The sequence below is a fragment of the Corynebacterium bouchesdurhonense genome (assembly GCF_900078305.2).
GTDB classification, from domain to species: Bacteria; Actinomycetota; Actinomycetes; order Mycobacteriales; family Mycobacteriaceae; genus Corynebacterium; species Corynebacterium bouchesdurhonense.
Map to the genome: position 1 here is coordinate 1 of NZ_LT546014.1, position 19,070 is coordinate 19,070.

At 64.2% G+C, this 19,070-nt stretch carries 12 protein-coding genes and 1 pseudogene; 11 read left to right on the forward strand and 2 right to left on the reverse strand.

What is annotated here, in order from left to right; genetic code table 11:
- The first annotated feature begins 246 nt into the window (after positions 1-246).
- The 5 genes from pyrE (at position 247) to BN4252_RS00125 (ending at position 5,401) form a co-directional block, all read left to right on the forward strand.
- Positions 247-780 carry an orotate phosphoribosyltransferase gene (gene pyrE / locus BN4252_RS00105; protein ID WP_066523929.1) on the forward strand — a complete coding sequence of 178 codons (534 nt, stop codon included), beginning with the start codon at positions 247-249 and terminating at the stop codon, positions 778-780.
- 49 nt (positions 781-829) lie between these two features.
- Complete coding sequence (locus BN4252_RS00110; protein WP_066523931.1) at positions 830-1,447, forward strand: TrmH family RNA methyltransferase; 618 nt, start codon at positions 830-832, stop codon at positions 1,445-1,447.
- Positions 1,448-1,521: 74 nt separating this feature from the next.
- Entirely contained in the window at positions 1,522-2,724 is a 1,203-nt protein-coding gene (locus BN4252_RS00115; RefSeq protein ID WP_066523933.1) for a glycoside hydrolase family 76 protein, read from the forward strand.
- A gap of 272 nt (positions 2,725-2,996) precedes the next feature.
- A complete protein-coding gene (gene fbaA, locus BN4252_RS00120; protein ID WP_066523936.1) occupies positions 2,997-4,031 on the forward strand; it encodes a class II fructose-bisphosphate aldolase in 1,035 nt (344 codons plus the stop codon).
- A 68-nt stretch (positions 4,032-4,099) separates the two neighbouring features.
- Positions 4,100-5,401: an FUSC family protein gene (locus tag BN4252_RS00125; RefSeq protein ID WP_066523938.1), complete on the forward strand. Its 1,302-nt coding sequence runs from the start codon at positions 4,100-4,102 to the stop codon at positions 5,399-5,401.
- Positions 5,402-5,981: 580 nt separating this feature from the next.
- Here BN4252_RS00125 and BN4252_RS00130 read toward each other — a convergent pair.
- Positions 5,982-6,866 (reverse strand): PRC and DUF2382 domain-containing protein, encoded by an 885-nt coding sequence (locus BN4252_RS00130; protein ID WP_066523941.1) that lies wholly within the window; start codon positions 6,864-6,866, stop codon positions 5,982-5,984.
- Positions 6,867-7,164: 298 nt separating this feature from the next.
- On the reverse strand, positions 7,165-8,058 hold the full coding sequence (locus BN4252_RS00135; protein WP_066523943.1) for a hypothetical protein: 894 nt from the start codon (positions 8,056-8,058) through the stop codon (positions 7,165-7,167).
- Positions 8,059-8,124: 66 nt separating this feature from the next.
- On the opposite strand from BN4252_RS00135, the gene BN4252_RS00140 reads away from it, so the two are divergent.
- From BN4252_RS00140 to BN4252_RS00165, 6 genes and pseudogenes are all read left to right on the forward strand, one after another.
- Positions 8,125-9,414, forward strand: a complete 1,290-nt coding sequence (locus BN4252_RS00140; RefSeq protein ID WP_066523944.1) for an adenylosuccinate synthase — start codon at positions 8,125-8,127, stop codon at positions 9,412-9,414.
- Positions 9,415-9,416: 2 nt separating this feature from the next.
- A complete protein-coding gene (locus BN4252_RS00145; RefSeq protein WP_066523946.1) occupies positions 9,417-10,082 on the forward strand; it encodes a hypothetical protein in 666 nt (221 codons plus the stop codon).
- A gap of 115 nt (positions 10,083-10,197) precedes the next feature.
- Positions 10,198-10,416: pseudogene (locus BN4252_RS00150) on the forward strand (adenylosuccinate synthetase); the annotation flags it as partial.
- Between the two features lie 169 nt (positions 10,417-10,585).
- Positions 10,586-11,467, forward strand: a complete 882-nt coding sequence (locus BN4252_RS00155; protein ID WP_066523952.1) for a hypothetical protein — start codon at positions 10,586-10,588, stop codon at positions 11,465-11,467.
- A 45-nt stretch (positions 11,468-11,512) separates the two neighbouring features.
- Positions 11,513-12,571: an ATP-grasp domain-containing protein gene (locus BN4252_RS00160; RefSeq protein WP_066523954.1), complete on the forward strand. Its 1,059-nt coding sequence runs from the start codon at positions 11,513-11,515 to the stop codon at positions 12,569-12,571.
- A 428-nt stretch (positions 12,572-12,999) separates the two neighbouring features.
- Positions 13,000-19,059 (forward strand): Rib/alpha-like domain-containing protein, encoded by a 6,060-nt coding sequence (locus BN4252_RS00165; protein ID WP_078056674.1) that lies wholly within the window; start codon positions 13,000-13,002, stop codon positions 19,057-19,059.
- Positions 19,060-19,070: the final 11 nt, after the last annotated feature.

A 19,070-nucleotide genomic window follows, 5' to 3' on the forward strand; every position in this document is an offset into this window, starting at 1 on the left:
CCCACCCCCCGGGTGGTCGCGTCGGCCGCGCCGGTTGTCTATACGGGACCCCCCCCCCCCCCCCCCCGCACCCCCCCCCCCCGCCCCCCCCGCCTCGCGCGGGCCCTCGGCGATCGGCGCGGACGAGATCGCGCCCATCGCCGAGGGCCCGCGCGAGGCGGGGGAGTCGGGGGTGGGGGATGCGGATCTGACTAGGGTGCGTCGAAAAGCGATGCCCCCCTCAATCTTCGAAGACAAGGAGCAGTAATGGACAAGAAGGCGCGACTCGCGGAGCTGGTCAAGGAGCTTGCGGTGGTGCACGGCAAGGTGACGCTGAGCTCGGGCAAGGAGGCGGATTACTACGTTGACCTGCGCCGCGCCACGCTGCATCACGAGGCCAGCCCGCTGATCGGCGAGCTTTTGCGCGAGCTGACGGCGGACCTGGAGTTCGATGCGGTGGGCGGGCTCACGCTCGGCGCGGACCCGGTGGCCACCGCGGTGATGCATGCCGCGGGCCGCCCGGTGGACGCGTTCGTGGTGCGCAAGGAGGCCAAGAAGCACGGCATGCAGCGCCGCATCGAGGGCCCGTCGATCGCGGGCAAGAAGGTGCTGGTGGTGGAGGACACGACCACCACGGGCAACTCGCCGCTCACCGCCGTCGAGGCGTGCCGCGCGGAGGGGGCCGAGGTGGTGGCGGTGGCCACCGTTGTGGACCGGGCCACCGGCGCGGGGCAGGTGCTTGCCGACGCCTCCCTCGAGTACCGCTACCTCCTCGGACTGGACGACCTTGGACTCGCCTAGCCCGGAGGCCGACGCCGCGTCCGACCCGGGCCGCGGGCCCACCGAGTGGATGCCGGCGCGCCGGGGCGTGGGGCCGTGGGAGGGCCCGTGGCCGGATGACCCGCGCCTGGACCCTGAGCTGCTGCGCGGGGGCGACACCCGCAACGTGGTGGACGCGTACCGCTACTGGTCCATGCCGGCCATCGTGGAGGATTTGGACGCGAGGCGGCACGGGTTCCACGTGGCCATCGAGAACTTCGAAAACGACATGAACATCGGCACCGTGGTGCGCACCGCCAACGCGTTTTTGGCGCGCGAGGTGCACATCGTGGGCCGCAAGCGCTGGAATCGGCGCGGCGCCATGGTCACCGACCGCTACCAGCACGTGCGCCACCACGGCAGCGTCGACGAGCTGGTGGCGTGGGCCGGGGAGCAGGGGCTGCCGATCGTGGCCATCGACAACACGCCCGGCTCGGTGCCGCTGGAGACGGCGCGGCTACCCGAGCGCTGCATCCTGCTGTTCGGCCAGGAGGGCCCCGGGGTGACCGAGGGGGCGCAGGCGGCGGCGGAGATGACGTGCTCCATCGCCCAGTTCGGCTCCACGCGCTCCATCAACGCCGGGGTGGCGGCCGGCATTGCCATGCACGCGTGGATCCGCCAGCACGCGGACCTGGATCGTGCCTGGTAGGGGCGGGGAAACGTCCCGCCCGGCAGGTGTCTGGCAAGATGGCTACAGAACAACCGCATCCCGAGGGAGCCGCCGTGCCTGAAACCTGGTCGCACCGGGCCGACCTGGCATCATCCGCCATCGATGAGCGCCACGCCATGCGCCTGTGGGGCATTCCCAAAACCAACCTGGCGGCGGCCACGTGGCCGGCGGGCGCCAAGGACAAGCTGTTCTGGCACTGGCACTACTGGTGGCAGGCGCAGTACCTGGACTGCCAGGTGGACGCGGCGTCGCGCCGCCCGACCAAGAGCCGCAAGCGCCGCATCGCGGACACGCTGCGCGGGATCCAGCGCCGCAACCGCGGCAAGCTGACGGAGAACCAGCACTACGACGACAAGGCCTGGCTCGCCCTCGCCTGGAACCGCGCACTGGCACTCGAGGGCTCGCGCCGCCCCCGCGCCCTCGACGCGCTGGAGTTTGACCTGCTGGCGGGCATCGACCCCGTCACCGGCGTGCTGCCGTGGCGCAAGGGCGAGACCTTCTACAACGTGCCGTCCAACGCCACCGCCGCGATCGTCTTCGCGCGCACGGGCCGCCTAGACAAGGCGCGCCAGATCGTGGATTGGATCTTTGACAATCTGGTCACCGAGTCGGGCCTGCTTTTCGACGGCATCCGCATGCGCATGAACGGCCCCGAAGTGGTCGAGAAAATCTACACCTACAACCAGGGCACGGTGCTGGGCGCCTCGCTGGAGATCGCTCTGGCGCTGCGCGAGGACGTGGGCCTCGGCTACACCGACCAGATCGACTCCTTCGAGGACTCCCAGCGGGCCGACGACTCGGTCTTCTACATCACCCACATCCGCGCCATTGTCCAGGCGGTGGCGCTGCACCTGGCCAACCCGCAGGGCGTGATTGTCAGCCCGGAGTCCGAGTCTGGTGAGGGCGACGGCGGCCTGTTCAAGGGCATCCTCGCGCGCTACCTGGCCGAGGTGGCGGTGCGCCTGCCCGCGGACTCCAGAGAGAACATCGCCACCAAGAAAGTGGCGGCGCGCCTTGTGCTCGCCTCCGCGGAGTCCCTGTGGACCCACCGCCTGGAGGTGGACGGCCTGCCCATCTTCCCCGCCGAGTGGACCGAGGACGCGCGCCTGCCGCACAACTACGGCCTCGGCCCGTCGTCGCTGAGCGAGGCGGTGGGCCTGCTGCGCATCGACGAGCGCGACCTGTCCGTGCAGCTCTCCGGCTGGCTGCTGCTGGAGGCGGCGGCGCGGGTGGCGGCGTCGGACGTGTTGGGCTAGCCTCACGCGCCTCACGCGCCCCGCGCGCCCCGCGCGCCCCACAGATCCCACGCGTCCCACGCGCCCCAATCGCGGGGGCATACATGCTCGTTTCCGAAGCCGGCAGCATGTTGCAATCCGGCAGCATGTTGCGGGATTGAAGCATGCTGCCGGGAGCGTCGAAAAGCATGAAGCCCCCCTTCTCCCCGCACAGGAAACTCACAGCCTTAACCACGCGCCACCTCGGGCATACTAGAAGGCGACACTGTGCCCCGAGCAGGAAGGTTCACCCCATGCCCATCGCAACCCCCGAGGTTTACGCCCAGATGCTGGACACCGCCAAGCAGGGCGGCTACGCGTTCCCAGCGATCAACTGCACCAGCTCCGAGACCATCAACGCGGCCATCAAGGGCTTCGCCGAGGCGGAGTCGGACGGCATCATCCAGTTCTCCACCGGCGGCGCCGAGTTCGGCTCCGGCCTGGGCGTGAAGAACAAGGTGGCGGGCGCGCAGGCCCTGGCCGCGTTCGCGCACGAGGTGGCCAAGCACTACGACGTCAACATCGCCCTGCACACGGACCACTGCCAGCTCGAGGTGCTGGACGAGTACGTGCGCCCGCTGATCGCCATCTCCCAGGAGCGCGTGGACCGCGGCGAGCTGCCGCTGTTCCAGTCGCACATGTGGGACGGCTCCGCGGTGCCCATCGACCAGAACCTGGAGGTGGCCCAGGAGCTGCTGGCCAAGGCACACGCCGCCAACATCATCCTGGAGGTGGAGATCGGCGTCGTGGGCGGCGAGGAGGACGGCGTGCAGGCCAAGGCCGGCGCGAACCTCTACACCACCGAGGAAGACTTTGAGAAGACCATCGACGCCCTCGGCACCGGCGAGAACGGCCGCTACCTGCTGGCTGCCACCTTCGGCAACGTCCACGGCGTGTACAAGCCGGGCAACGTGCAGCTGCGCCCCGAGGTGCTGGACATGGGCCAGAAGGTGGCGGAGCGCAAGCTGGGCCTGCCGGAGGGTGCCAAGCCGTTCGAGTTCGTCTTCCACGGCGGCTCCGGCTCGGAGAAGGAGAAGATCGAGCAGGCCCTCGGCTACGGCGTGGTGAAGATGAACGTGGACACCGACACCCAGTACGCGTTCACCCGCCCCGTGGCCGCCCACATGTTCTCCAACTACGACGGCGTGCTTAAGGTCGACGGCGAGGTGGGCAACAAGAAGGCCTATGACCCGCGCTCGTACCTCAAGAAGGCCGAGCAGTCCATGTCCGAGCGCGTCATCGAGGCGTGCCAGGATCTCCACTCCGTGGGCAAGACCGTGTCCAAGTAAGCGGTAGTGTTAAGCACCGGCCGATTGTGGCCGGTGCTTTTTGCTTGTCGACGACCCCCCATACACCAATGCCCCAACAAAGAATGACCACCCGGGACCGCCTCCGCGCGGTCGAAGATTCCGTGCAGGCGCGCCTGAAACGCGTGCGTAAGCGGCTGCTGCCCATCCTGCAGACCGGCATCGCCGCAGGCCTGTCATACTGGCTGGCCAAGGACGTGATCGGCCACCACCGCCCCTTCTTCGCCCCCATCTCCGTGGTGATCATCATCGGCATGACCGGCGGGGACCGCATCAGCAAGGCGTGGGACATCGCCCTCGGCTGCCTGATCGGCGTGCTGATCGGGGACCTCTTCCTCTACCGCATCGGCGAGGGCGGGTGGCAGATCGCCCTCATCGTCTCGCTCTCCCTGCTCATCGCGTCCTTTTTCTCCAGCTCGCAGCTGATGAACAACCAGGTGGCCATCGGCGCCATCCTGATCGCCACGATCATGCACCCGGGCGCGGAGGTGACCGGCATCGACCGCACCATCGACGCCTTCGTGGGCTGCGCCGTGGCCCTGGCCACCCTGGCGCTCATCCCGCAGGCCCCCATCAACGGCGCCCGCGCCGAGATCTCCAAGGTGATGAGCCTGGTCAGCTCCGTGCTTGACGACGTCTCCTCCGGCCTACGCACCGGCAACCCCGATCACATCAGCGAAGCCCTCGACGCCATCCGCGGCTCCCAATCCCGCATCGACTCCATGGCGGCCGAGATCCAGTCCGGCGAGGAATCCACCAAGCTGTCCCCGTTCCTCTGGGGCTCCCGCCGCTACATCCAGTCCCTCGGCCGCGTCATCCCGCCCGTGGACAACGCGGTGCGCACCACCCGCGTCCTCGCCCGCCGGGCCTTGGTGCTCTGCGAGGACGGCGACTCCGCCACCGCCGAGCAAGTCGAGCTCATCGACGCCCTTTCCCAGGTCTGCCTCGAAATCTCCGAGCTCTACGACGTCCGCTCCCGCCAAACCCAGGCCGCCACCATTCCGAAGCTGGTCAACGAGCTGCGCGGCATCGCCCAGCGCTCCGGCATGGAGGTCCTCGCCGGCCCCGCCGCCTCTGCGGGTGGCGCGGGTGGCGCGGGTGGCGCGGGTTCTGCGGGTTCTGCGGGTTCTGCGGCCGGCGCGGGTTCTGCGGGTTCTGCGGCCGGCGCGGGTTCACCCACCCCGGATTCCGCCGAACCCGTGCTCTCTGCCTACGCCCTCCTGGCTCAGAGCCGCTCCCTGACGGTGGACCTTCTCCAAATCTGCGGTATGTCCCGCGAATCCGCCCTCGCTGCACTCGCGCCGACCTCGAAGACCCCGCGCTACCAGCCCGAGACCTTCGATCTGGACTAGCCCGGCGCTCCTAGGCCCGGGCCCGGTTCCCCGGTTCCCCCGACTCCTCGGTTCACCCGGTTCCCAAACAGGCATATTGGCCAAACAGGCATATTCGCGGGCGGGCCGAGCGCCGCCAAACAGGCATATCCCCAGGTCATTTTTCCCGAAACCCCAATATGCCTGTTTGGAATATGCCTGTTTGTAAGAAGTGCACCCGCCGAGGTGCACCTTCCGAGGGCGGGGCCCTGGGGCCGTGGTGGCCCCGCAAGTACTCTTCTGAGGCTATGCCTAGCGGCGTCCCAGACAGGCCCCTGGTCAAACAGGCATATTCGCGGGCGGGCCGAGCGCCGCCAAACAGGCATATCCCCAGGTCGATTTTCGCGTGGCCTCAATATGCCTGTTTGGAATATGCCTGTTTGCGGCAATATGCCTCTTTGCGCGAAGGGAGCTGCCCCGTCGGCCCCTCCCAAGCCCCTCCCAAGGCCCCAAAGCACGACGAAGGCCGGCTGCAAACCTGCAGCCGGCCTTCGGTCTAATCCGCTAGCCCAGTGGGCGGAACCCTAGCGGAACCCTAGAGGAAGCCGCCCAGCGGGGAACCTTAGCGGTTGATGTCGCCGTCGATGTTGCGAGCGTCGGCGTCGGTGACAACCTCGCCCTCGGTCTCGAAGCGCTCCTTGCGCAGCTCCTCGGAGACGCGCTGGGTGTCCTGAACGGTGTCCTTCTCCAGGGAAACCTTCTCCACCGGCACGGACTCCTTGGACACGTTCACGCGGTCCTCGTGGAGGGTGACGGAGGCCTCGGCCTCGCCGATCTGCTCGTTGGCGTAGTTGGCGCGGTCAGCCTCGGAGATCGGCTCGCGGACAACGCGAACCTCTTCGCGCTCAACCGGAACCTCGACGGTCTCGGTCTCGTTCACGACGTACTTGCGCAGGCGAACCTGGCCGGACTCGACGCGCTCCTTGGACACGTTGAGCTGCTCCTCGGAGCGGATGAGCTCGTCAGCGTGGTCAGCGTGGTCAGCGCGGTCCGCGAACTCGCGGCGGTCAGCGTCCACGGTCTCGTCGCGACGCTCGTCAGCAGCGTAACCAGCGGCAGCGCCCGCACCAGCAGCGCCAGCGGCGGCCGGAGCACCGTAGGCGGCGCCGGTCTCGTAGGTGGTCACGTCCTGAACGTCGGTCAGGCCGTAGTGGCGGTAGAACGCCTCCTGGTCCTCGGTGGTGAGGTGGCCGTTCTCGTCCAGATCCGGAGCGTCCTCGATGCGCTCCTTCGGGAAGGCGAGGTGCAGCTCGCCGTCGCGCAGGGAGTGGCCGCGCAGCGGGACGATGGAGGTGCCGCCGCCGAAGAGGCCGTGGTTCACGGAGATAAAGTCCGGCTGGCCGGTGGTGTCGTTCACGTACACGTCCTGCACGTCGCCGACCTTCTCGCCGTTCACGTCGACAGCGGTGGCGTTTGCCAGGTCCTCAATGCGGTTGTAATCAGCCATGATTTCTCCTTCGTTCATCAGCTTGCAATTTGTTCGGGGTTCCCTTTTCTGGGAGCACTGCCCAACGTAGCGAGATTCGCCGCTGTGCCGCGGGGCCCGCTTGACTTCCTGGATTCAAGGGCCACTTTCAGTCCGGTTTCAGGTATGGCGCAGATCATGGTGGCGTGACCTGCAGGAATGCAGTTGCTTTTCGACGCCCCCGACCACCCGCCATCCCCACCCAGGTCTCAGGAAGGTCACAAATCGCCCCACCAGGCTACAAAACGCCAGGATGTGATTTTTATCACATTTGTACTTTTTAGGCGTTTCGGACCGCCTGGATGTCGCGCAAGTGGCGGTAGAAGGTCGCGCGGGTGGCGGGGCGGGGCTTCAGGGTTGCGTCGATAAGCAATGCAATGCTCTTGCCCCCGGCCTGCACGGCGCGGCCCGTGAGCGCCCGGGAGGGGTCCGGCACGGCGGGCGGGGCGGTCTTGCCGCGGGTGAGCCAGCGCAGGGCGGGGGCGCCGGAGAGCCACTCGAGTTGTTCGGGGGAGCGCGAAGAAACTGGGCCTGAAGGTGAAATGGGCGTGGTGAGCGGCACGCACGCGATCCCGGGGGCGTCCATGGTGGGCACGAGGCGGGCGCCGAACTGGCCGTGGAAGCGGGCGGTGGCGCGCTCGTTATAAAGCACCGTCTGCGAATCCACCACGATCTCGCCCACGAACTCCTCCAAACCGTCACCGCGGTAGATCACGGCGGAGCCCGCCACCACATCGCCGGTGTCGTTGCGCACGCACGCGGCGGGCACAACCGGCGCCTCGAGGGCGAAAGCGGCCCCGTCCAGCCCGCCCACGCCCCAGCACACGGCGGCGGGGGAGGCCGGGTCCGTGGGTATATAGGCCACCTCGACCCACAGGTAATCGGCGCGCATCATGCGGGTGAGCACGGCGCCGAGCGCGGCGTCGGAGCCCGAGACCACCACGCGCAGCCGCTCGTCCGGCTCCTGGGGCGCGCGCTGAGGCGTACCCAGGTGCGCCACGTCCGGTTGCGCCTGGATCTCGGCCAGCGAGGGAGTGGGGTCCACGGGCAGGCACTCGCGGGCTAAGGCGTCGAGGAAGCGGAGGTCCTTGCGGGTGGGCACGGCGGGCAGCTGGTGGTGCTCGGCGCCGGGAAGACGCACGTCGGTGCCGCACGCGCAATGGATAAGACGCATGGCGCTCACGCTACAATAACGGCGGCTCCGTGCCAGATCCCGTGCCCTATTAAAGGAGATACGTACATGTCCGCCATCGTCATCGTGGGCGCCCAGTGGGGCGACGAGGGTAAAGGCAAGGCCACCGACATCCTGGGCGGCCAGGTGGACTACGTGGTCAAACCCAACGGCGGCAACAACGCCGGGCACACCGTGGTGGTGGGCGGCGAGAAGTACGAGCTGAAGCTGCTGCCCGCGGGCGTGCTCTCGGAAAACGCCACCCCGATCCTGGGCAACGGCGTGGTGATCAACCTCCAGGCCCTCTTCGAGGAGATCGACGGCCTTGAGGCCCGCGGAGCCAACGCGTCGCGCCTGCGCATCTCCTCCAACGCCCACCTGGTGGCGCCGTACCACCAGACGCTGGACCGGGTGCAGGAGCGCTTCCTGGGCAAGCGCGCTATCGGCACCACCGGCCGCGGCATCGGCCCCACCTACGCGGACAAGGTGGCCCGCGTAGGCCTGCGCGTGCAGGACATCTTCGACGAGTCCATCCTGCGCCAGAAGATCGAGTCCGCGCTAGACGTGAAGAACCAGATGCTGGTGAAGATGTACAACCGCAACACCATCTCGGTGGACGAGACCATGGAGTACTTCCTCTCCTACGCCGACCGCCTGAAGCCGATGGTGATTGACGCGGAGTACGTGCTGAACAAGGCCCTGGACGAGGGCAAGCACGTGCTCATGGAGGGCGGCCAGGCCACCATGCTGGACGTGGACCACGGCACCTACCCATTTGTCACGTCCTCCAACCCCACCGCGGGCGGCGCGTGCGTGGGCGCGGGCATCGGCCCCACCCGCATCACGGCGTCGCTCGGCATTATTAAGGCGTACACCACGCGTGTTGGCGCGGGCCCGTTCCCCACGGAGCTCTTTGACAAGTGGGGCGATTACCTGCAGGAGGTCGGCGGCGAGGTGGGCGTGAACACCGGCCGCAAGCGCCGCTGCGGGTGGTATGACTCCGTGATCGCGCGCTACGCCTCTCGCGTCAACGGCTTCACCGACCTCTTCCTGACCAAGCTCGACGTGCTCACCGGCATCGGCGAGATCCCCATCTGCGTGGCGTACGACGTGGACGGCCAGCGCTTCGACGAGATGCCCCTGACCCAGTCCGAGTTCCACCACGCCGAGCCCATCTTCGAGACGATGCCCGCCTGGGACGAGGACATCACCGGCTGCACCACCTTCGACGAGCTGCCCGAGAAGGCCCGCGACTACGTCCTGCGCCTGGAGGAGCTCTCCGGCGCCCCCATCTCCTACATCGGCGTGGGCCCCGGCCGCGATCAGACCATCGTGCGCCACGACGTCATGGCGCGGTAAAGATGGCCAAGGTGTATCTCTTTGCCGACGAGACTGGCAACCTTGATTACTCGAGTTCGCCAGACCCTCGCGGGGGAGGTGCGTCGATCTACTTCGGCTTTGGTACCGCCGCTTTCTCAGACACTCAGTACGCAAATGCAGTCGCAGAAGCGCATGAATTGAGGGCAAGTCTGGCGTCTTCGGGTCTCGCTAACGGGTTTCACGCGTGCGCCGACAGCAATAAGACGCGCTCGAAGGTGTTCGAGATGATCCGAGGTCAGCAGCCGCGCTTCGATACGACGTTCCTTTACAAAGCCAATGCCTATCCCGATGTGCGGGAGAAGGGCGGACTGTATTTGTACAAGCTGGCTTGGCATTTGCATGTAAAACAAGTGGCCCTGCAAGTTTCGGACCCGGGAGATGAGCTAGCCATTGTCGCGGCTGAGTTCGGTACCGCGAGGATGCGACAGACAGTCGATGAAGCCGTGAACGAAGTGTGCTCCCAGATCGACCGGGATATCACGACATGCATCTGGCGTGCACCGACATCGTGGGGCCTCCAGGCGGCGGATTATGGGCTATGGGCGACCCAGCGCATAGTCGAGGGAAAGCGCTGCACCTGGTTCGATCCCTGTATCGCTCCAACCCTGAAATCAACGTTTAAGCCTTGGGGCGAACCTGAAGTCTGAAAAAGAAAACCGGCTATCCCTGCTTAGCAGGGAAGTCCTCCCCTGGAGGACTTTTCGCCGGGTGGCCCCATCTTAGCTCGGCGGAATCCTGTTGTCGATATTCGTTGCGCCATTTGTCACCCAGACCCAGTTCCACCAAGCGGAACCGATCTTCGAAACGATGCCCGCGTGGGACGAGGACATCACCGGCTGCACAACGTTCGTTGAGTTGCCGAAGAAGGCACAGGACTACGTGCTGCGCCTCGAGGGGCTCTCCGGCGCACCGATTTCCTACATCGGCGTGGGCCCGGGCCGCGACCAGGCCATCGCGCGCCATGACGTAATGGAGCGTTAGGGAGCTTTTTGCTTGTCGACGCCCGCCTTGCCGCGCCCGCATTCCTCCGCGGCGTCACCCCGGGAACGTAACGCCGCGGGCCGATCACATCGATTCCCAAGTAACCGAGCGCAAGGGCCTGAACCCCTTCCTCCTGTTTGCCTCGACGCTTATTTTGAAAGGAATCCCCATGTTCGAGTCGAAAGCGGCCCGTCGCAGCACCCTGATCGCCGCAGCGCTCTCCACCGCACTAATCGCCCCGTCACTGGCCCCGGCGGCCACCGCGCAATCGAGCAACGCTGATCTCCCGTCCAGCTCCACTGGCTCCAGCAATGATTCCGCCACCTCTAAGCCGAGCAACGCCGCGGTGACGATCGTCCGCAACGTCACGGTGAAGCCGGGCGAATCCGCGAAGTTTGACCTGAGCAAGATCGCCAACCTGGGCGAGCTCGCCAATATCAAGATCACCGCTGGCAGCGACATCGCACAGGTGGAGGACAACGGCCTGGTGATCGAGCTGCCGACCAGCGGCACGTCGAAGGTAAGGGTCGAGGCCACCGTGGGCCGTCGCACAGTGACGTTTGACTTCAACGTGGCCAGGGGAGACGAAACCACCGTTGATAACAACGACCTGATCCCGAGCCCCGGCCCCGGCTTCCTCGTCATTCCGGACCTTTCGAGTCTCGGCTCCCTGGGCCTCGGCTCCTCGGACCGCCTCGGCTCCCTGGATCTCGGTTCCTCGGACTTGGAGCTGCCGGGCAAGTGCGAGATCGCGCTTGTTGGCCTTGGCCTGCCGCTGCTGGCGCTGATCCCGCTCGGCCTGGCATCGCAGGTCGCGCTCGGTGGGGCGGCGCAGTTCGCGGATCAGATCGGGGCGCAGATTCAGAATGTCAACTCCGAGCTGCAGCGCAAAGCAGGAATCATGAACCCGCAGCTTGCTGCCCAGTTCGAGGCGGCGAACAACTCCCTGCAGCAGTTCGGCCTCAACGCCGGCTCCGCCGCACTGGGCGTGGCCGCAGTGGGCACTGGTGCGGCGCTGACCGCCGGTTTGCTCGCTGCTTGCCTGAGGTAACGCGGCGTTTCCGGGCGCGCCGAACCCCTGTGGGATAATCCCCACATGAGCATCGACGGGAATCCGCAGGTTCTGATTATCGGCAGCGGCGTCATCGCTACCGAGCTGGCGGCGGCGTACGCGCAGCTGGGGTTCGAGTCCGTTATCGGCCCGCTGGCCAGCGCCGCATCCCTGAAGCCCCGCCTGATTGTCACCGCCACGGATGACTTCGACCTGGAGGAGCTCCGCCACGCCGCTGAGGCCACCGGCGCGGAGACGGTGCCCACCATCGAGGCCTCGGAGCTTACCGCCAACCGCCAGCGCACCCGCGCAAGCGCCAACGATGACTTGGGCCTGCCCACCCTGGAACATGAGTTTGTCACCGACCCCGCCCAGCTCGCGGAGGCCGCGGAGCGCATCGGCTTCCCGTGTGTGGTGAAGCCCGGCCGCTCCACTGATGGCACCGGCCAAAGCGTGGTGCGCGAGCCCGGCGAGCTCGACGCCGCGTACCGGGCCGCCCTTGAGGCGTCCCCCGGCGAGGGCGTGGTGGTGGAGCGCTACATCCAGTTCGATTCCGAGGTGACCATCCTCGCGGTGCGCTCCGTGGACCCAGCCACTGGTGAGCTGGCCACGTGGTTCTGCGAGCCCATCGGCACCCGCCACGAGCGCGGCCGGCTTGTTCAGTCCTTCCAGCCCGCCCAGCTCACCGAGGCCGCAATGGACAACGCGCGCTCCATCGCCGCCCGCGTCACCGGCGCGATGAACAGCTGCGGCGTCCACTCTGTGGAACTCTTTATCGACGGCGAGGAGGTCTACTTCTCCCAGGCCACCCCGCGCCCCACGCTCGACGGCATGGTCACCCGCGCTACCCAGCGCCTGGATCAGTTTGAGCTGCACGCCAGAGCATCGCTTCGCTTGCCTATCGACGCCACCTTGATCTCACCCGGCGCCTCGCAACTAGTCCCCACCGAGGGCCGCGCCGTGACCACGGAGTGCCTCGCCCGGGCGATGGCCGTGGAGGAGACCGGCGTGCAGGTCCTCGCCTCCGCCCTCCTGATGCGCTCCACGGGGGAGACCGCCGAGGAGGCCCAGGAGCGCGCCGCCCGCGCCGCCGCCGCGCTCTAGCGGGTACTCGCCCCCTTTGGTTCCCCCCAAATGGGTTATATATGGCCGGATCTTGATCAAACAAATGACGTGCGGGACCGAAATTGCTACGGGGATTGTCGGCTTTATCCCTGACCTGCCGTGGGCATGTATCACCTATCGGCGAGCTCTCCTTGCTCAACGTCGAATGCGTTTGGGCGCGACACATTGTGCCGATGCCGGCGGGAGAAGCGCAGGTTAAAGGGCCTAGTATTTGTTGAAGGCTGTAATAAAAGTGAGCGGATAGAAAGCTTGGGGAAACTACCTAAGCCTGTGTCTATCATGTGGATCAAGAGCGCTTGCTGTGCGATCAGATAGGCCCGCCTGTCTTCGTTCGAGAGAGCTCGGCCCTGGGGGCCGCATGTGGTGCCCGGGGAAATCCTTGTTTCGAGATCCCTGGAGGGAATCACATGCAAAGCAAGAAAACTGCTCGCCGCCGCGGCACGTCGATCGCCGCGGCTGCGATGTCTCTGGCGTTGGTGGCGCCGTTTGTGCAGCCGGTGGCGTTTGCGGCGGATGGTCCGGCGTCGGCTAACACGTCTGCGGATCGCGCGTTGCCGTACAACGTGGATCCGTCGTGCCAGACGCCGACGACGGAGTACATCTACGAGGCGAAGAATTATCAGCCGATTCCGGATGCGATCAATATTGACGGCATCGCCAACGGGTATGTCCGCGGTGGTGTGGGTAAAACTAATGCGAAGAACACCATTTCTGGTCAGGTGTTTATGGGTGGTTACGGCGCGATCACCAACGGTGATACGGGCACGAAGTTGCCGGTGCCTGAGGGTACGAATGTGTATATGCAGTGGCGTTCTCGCACGGGTGCGACGTCGCCGATCTATGTGACCCAGACCCATGATTGGGGTGGTACGGGCTCGTTTGGTCGTGGGTCGTATGTGTTTGATTTGCGTGAGGGGTTCTACGACAACCAGGGTGTCCACCACGTTTTCGGTGCGTATAACGATCAGTTCTACCGGATTTGGGTGGAGCCGCAGGTCAACCAGAATTCGGGCAATATGATGTACCCGCTTCGTGCGGGTGATGGTATTCGTGCCTATGAGCGCACCGCTGAGGGTGCGGGTCGTTCTACGGGTCAGTGGCAGACGATTGGCCTGAATTTGCAGCGTGTGGATCGGTGGATGACGGAGCTTCCGATTGATGTGGCTACGGGTGAGAACTACATGGTGGCTGACAACGTTGTTGAGATGCCGTATGTGGGCAACCGTGGTGGTTCGGCTACCGGTAAGAACCGTATTGAGGGTCGGGTGTGGTACGAGTCCGGCCAGGGTGCGGACGCGTCGAACGGGATTGCTGGTCCGTCGTATGAGGCGACGCGTGCGGGGATGGATTCGCCTGCTGGTGGGTACAAGGTGTATCTGACCACGCTGACGCCTGAGGGTGTGAGTGGGTTGCAGGATATTGAGCAGCTGGATCGTAAGGATCGCACGCGGACTGTGCGTGAGCGGTTGTTGGCGAATCCGCAGTGGTTGGAAACCACCTATGTTGCGACCACGGCTGAGGATGGCACGTACTCGATCGATGGGATTAAGAGCTCTGGGCGTGATTTCCGTGAGACGACTGGCAATGTGTACATGTGGGTAGAGGATCCCAACGGTGTGATCATGCAGACCGCGTCTGGGTTTGCCACACCGGAGTTCCGTAATGCCGCGGGCGCGGAGAACTGGCGCCCAAACCCTTCTACACAGCGTCTGATTGGTGCGGTGATCAACGAGAATTTCGCGATTCAGTCGTCGCCGTATGACGCGAACTTGAAGTTGTTTATCCGCAACTTTGATAATCACGAGTTCCCGGCGAAGCCGGGGAGCACGGCGGAGCTGGTGCTTGATGGCACGGTGCCGTTGTGGGCCACGAAGATTGTGTGGACCGATAGCGAAGGCTATGTGGTTGACACCAATGGTGTGCGTGTGAAGGATTCGCGTGGCCGGGAGACCAAGGATGTTGACGCGGCCACGGGTACTCCGATCACCACGTGTGGTGATGAGGTGAATGCGAACTTCACGGTGCCGGCTGGTGCGAAGGATGGTGAGACCTACACCGCGTTGTTGTACTCGGGTGCTGGTGTGGTGGCGTCGGATTCGTTTGTGGTGACAACCGGTGAGGCTGCGAAGTATGAGCCGCGGTATGAGTCCCCGGTTGCGCCGGACCCGGCTGGTAACCCGGTGACCTCTGATGCGCCGGTGTTCCGTAGGGAAGAAAACGGTGAGCCGGTCGGTGATCCTATCCCGACGAACCAGGTGCCGGTGAAACGGTACGAGTTCGGTGAGAACCCGCCGGCAGGTGCGACGATCGATGAGAACACCGGTAGGGTGACGTTGCCGCAGTCGCCTAGTGGTACGAAGAATGTCAAGGTGCCGGTGGTTGTTGTCTATGAGGACAACACGCGTGATTTGGTGTTTGTGGAGTTTGAGCCGGTGCCGACGGATGCGGATCGGTTCGAACCGGTGTACCCGGGTACTGCTGTGAACCCGGAGCAGGAGAATGTCTCGGTCACCCCGCAGTGGCGTGATGCAAACGGTGAGAAGATCGACACCCCCACCAGCCAGGATGGTCGGACCCCGCAGTTCAGCATTGATAAGAGCAAGCTGCCGAAGAAGGATGACGGTTCCCCGGTCTTTGACAATGTGACGGTTGATCCGGCGACTGGTGTGATCACCATTGGTAAGGCGCCGAAGAAGTCGGGTGACTACGTCATCCCCGTCGATGTGACCTACCCGGATGGTTCCACCGAGACCGCCGACGCTGAGGTTCGCGTCAACTCCGATGCTGACCGTTACACCCCGGAAGGCAAGCTGCAGGAGGTTGATCGCAACCACAACGCGGTGCCGGCGGATTCCATCGGCAACAAGAATGATCTTCCGGACGGCACTACCTACGTGTGGAAGGAAACCCCGGATACGACGCAGACGGGGGACAAGCAGGCAATCGTCGTTGTGACCTACCCGGATGGTTCCGGCGACGAGGTGCCGGTAATCGTACGTGTGAAGTCGCCTGCGATTCACTTCCGTGTGCACGCTATTCCGGATGTGACGCTGCAGGTGGAGCAGCCGATCGTGCCGATCCCGGTGATCGTGTCTGAGGCTGGTATCCCTGAGCCGGAAAAGCTTGAGGATGCTTCGGTTGAGGTGTTCGCTTTTGAGCGCGTAGGCGATGAAGAGCATTTCCTCGCGGATTTGGGGGACAAGAATAACGGCACGGGGTTGTACTACGACCCGAACTTCAGCTACCACGGTCAGCAAATGGGCGTGATTACTGGTACGCCGAACCGGGACTTGGTGAACAAGTCGTGGATTATCAAGGTGCGTGCGGTGCGTAACCAGGAAGAGGATCGCACTTACTTCTACACGCACTTTGTGGATCAGATCATCCTGGACAAGACCAAGGACGCAGATGGCGATGGCGTGCCTGATGACATCGAGATCGTCATCGGTACTGATCCGAAGAAGGCCGACACTGACGGTGATGGTCTCACTGACGGCGAGGAGATTTCTGGTTCCAAGAACCCGTTTGGCAACGAGCCGACTGACCCGTTGAAGGCTGACTCCGACGGTGATGGTCTTACCGACGGTTACGAAGTCGGCATCGTGGATGCCAACGGCAACCCCAAGGTGCCCACCAACCCGAACAAGGCAGATACCGACGGTGATGGGGTCAACGACGGTGACGAGGAGAAGTTCGGAACGGACCCGAACGACGCTAACTCTGTGCCCCCGACCATCAACCCGGGTTCGAAGACTGATGTTGTGACCTCCACCGAGCCGAAGACGCTCGACGATAGGGTTGAGAACCCGTCCAAGCTTCCGGTCAACGCAAAGGTTGTCGATGAGGCTGGTAACCCGATCGACGATGCGACCGCCACGATCGATCCGAACTCCGGTGAGATCACTGTCAACGTCCCGATCGATGCTCCGGTTGGCCCGGCCAAAGTCATCGTCACTACACCGGTGAATGGGAACGACGAGAAGGTCGGTGAGATTGACATTGTCATCGTCAAGCCGGGTACCCGTGCTTACGATTACCAGCCTTCCTTCGACCCCACCGGTGTCAAACCGGGGGCGAAGGAGACCGCCGAGGTCACCTGGGCGAAGGATCCGGCTGAAAAGCTGAAGAGCGCGGCGGGTAAGACCTCGGACGGGGCTACCAACTGGACCATTACCACGGATTCCAAGACGGGCGACGTCACAGCCAAGGCTCCGACTGATGCTCAGGTCAAGGATGAGTACGGCAAGATCTTCCCAGATGGCACCACCAACTGGAACGATTTCGTCGAGAAGTTCACTCCGTTCGCACGACCGACGGAAACGGTGACGTTCACCTACGACGACGGTTCGAAGAACGAAGCTACCGCGACCTTCGATCTGGTGGGTAAGGACGGAAAGTCCATCCTCGACCCGACGGGCGACTTTGATGGTGACGGGGTTGACAACAAGACCGAGGTTGAGAACAACACCAACCCGTTCGATGAGAACTCCAAGACGGTTCTAAACCCGGGCACAAAGATCGACGAGATTCCTGCTGATGGCAAGGGAACGGCGCTCGACGACACCGTTAAGAACCCAACGAACGACACCAAGGGCGTTGTTAAGGATAAGAACGGCGAGGATATCGAGGGTGCAACCGTCGAGATCAAGCCGCGCGAGGACGACCCGACCACCGGCGACATCATCGTAACTGTCCCTGAGGGCACCACGCCTGGTGCTGGCTCCGTCGTTATCACCGATGGCAACGGCAGCCAGATTGGAAACCCAATCCCGGTGGTTATCACTCCGCCGGCTATCACCGCTGGTGAGAATGACCGGGATGAGGTTGTTGCTGATGGTCAGCCGCACAAGGTCGACGACCGCGTGTCGAACCCGTCCGATGGTATGACCGGTGAGGTCATTGGTACCGACGGCAACCCGATTCCGGATGCCAAGGTTGAGGTCAACCCGAACACTGGTGAGATTACGGTGACGGTGCCGAAGGGTACTGATCCGCAGGATGCGACTGTGGTTGTCCGGGATAAGGATGGCAAGCAGGTTGGTGATCCGATTGATATCAAGATCACTGAGCCCAAGCAGTCCATTAAGGACGGTAAGACCACTGATCAGGTGAAGCCGGGCGTAAAGTCGCCGCTTGACGATACGGTCGTTAACCCGAAGCCTGGTTTGACGGGTACGGTGACGGACCCGAACGGTGACCCGCTGAAGGACGTCGACGGTAACGAGATTGCGTCCGACCAGATCAAGGTTGAGGTTGATCCGGACACGGGTGAGATTAAGGTCACGGTTCCGGAGAACACGAAGCCTGGTCCGGCGAAGGTGACGATTACGGATCCGACGAAGGATCCGAACAACCCGGAGACCGTTGGTTCGGTTGATGTTCAGATCATCCCGAAGGATCCGGCGATTACGCCTGGTGACACCACGGATGAGGTTGTTGCTGATGGTCAGCCGAAGAAGATCGATGATAAGGTGACCAACCCGACGACGGGTATGACCGGTGAGGTCATCGGTACCGACGGCAACCCGATTCCGGATGCCAAGGTTGAGGTCAACCCGAACACTGGTGAGATCACGGTGACGGTGCCGAAGGGTACTGATCCGCAGGATGCGACTGTGGTTGTCCGGGATAAGGATGGCAAGCAGGTTGGTGATCCGATTGATATCAGGATCACTGAGCCCAAGCAGTCCATTAAGGACGGCACGACCACTGATCAGGTGAAGCCGGGCGTAAAGTCGCCGCTTGACGATACGGTCGTTAACCCGAAGCCTGGTTTGACGGGTACGGTGACGGACCCGAACGGTGACCCGCTGAAGGACGTCGACGGTAACGAGATTGCGTCCGACCAGATCAAGGTTGAGGTTGATCCGGACACGGGTGAGATTAAGGTCACGGTTCCGGAGAACACGAAGCCTGGTCCGGCGAAGGTGACGATTACGGATCCGACGAAGGATCCGAACAACCCGGAGACCGTTGGTTCGGTTGATGTTCAGATCGTGCCGAAGGATCCGGCGATTACGCCTGGTCAGCCGCAGAAGCCGAAGCAGGGTTCTTCCTCGGCTCTGACCGACGCAGAACGTAATCGCTGCATTGCGACATCCGTGGGTCTCGGTATCCCGCTGCTGGCGCTGATCCCGCTTGGCCTGGCTACCCAGCTGCAGATCCCGGGTATCTCCCCGGCAGTTGAGCAGGTGTCCAGGCAGATCGAGCTGGCGAACGCACAGCTGCAGCAGCAGCTGGGTGTGTTTAACCCGGACGTTGCGATCCAGATCTCCCAGATCAACGCGCAACTGCGTGGCTATGGCGCTGACGTGGTGAAGGTCGGAGGCGCTCTGGCGATCATCGCCGCGGGCATCCTCGGCACCACGTTGCTGGTCAAGAGCTGCACCCCTGGTGCTGGCTCCTCGGTCAATGGATCTTCGGACCGAGCAAGCCTGACCACGGCGGCAGCTCCGGCGAAGCCGTAGTAGGTTTCAGT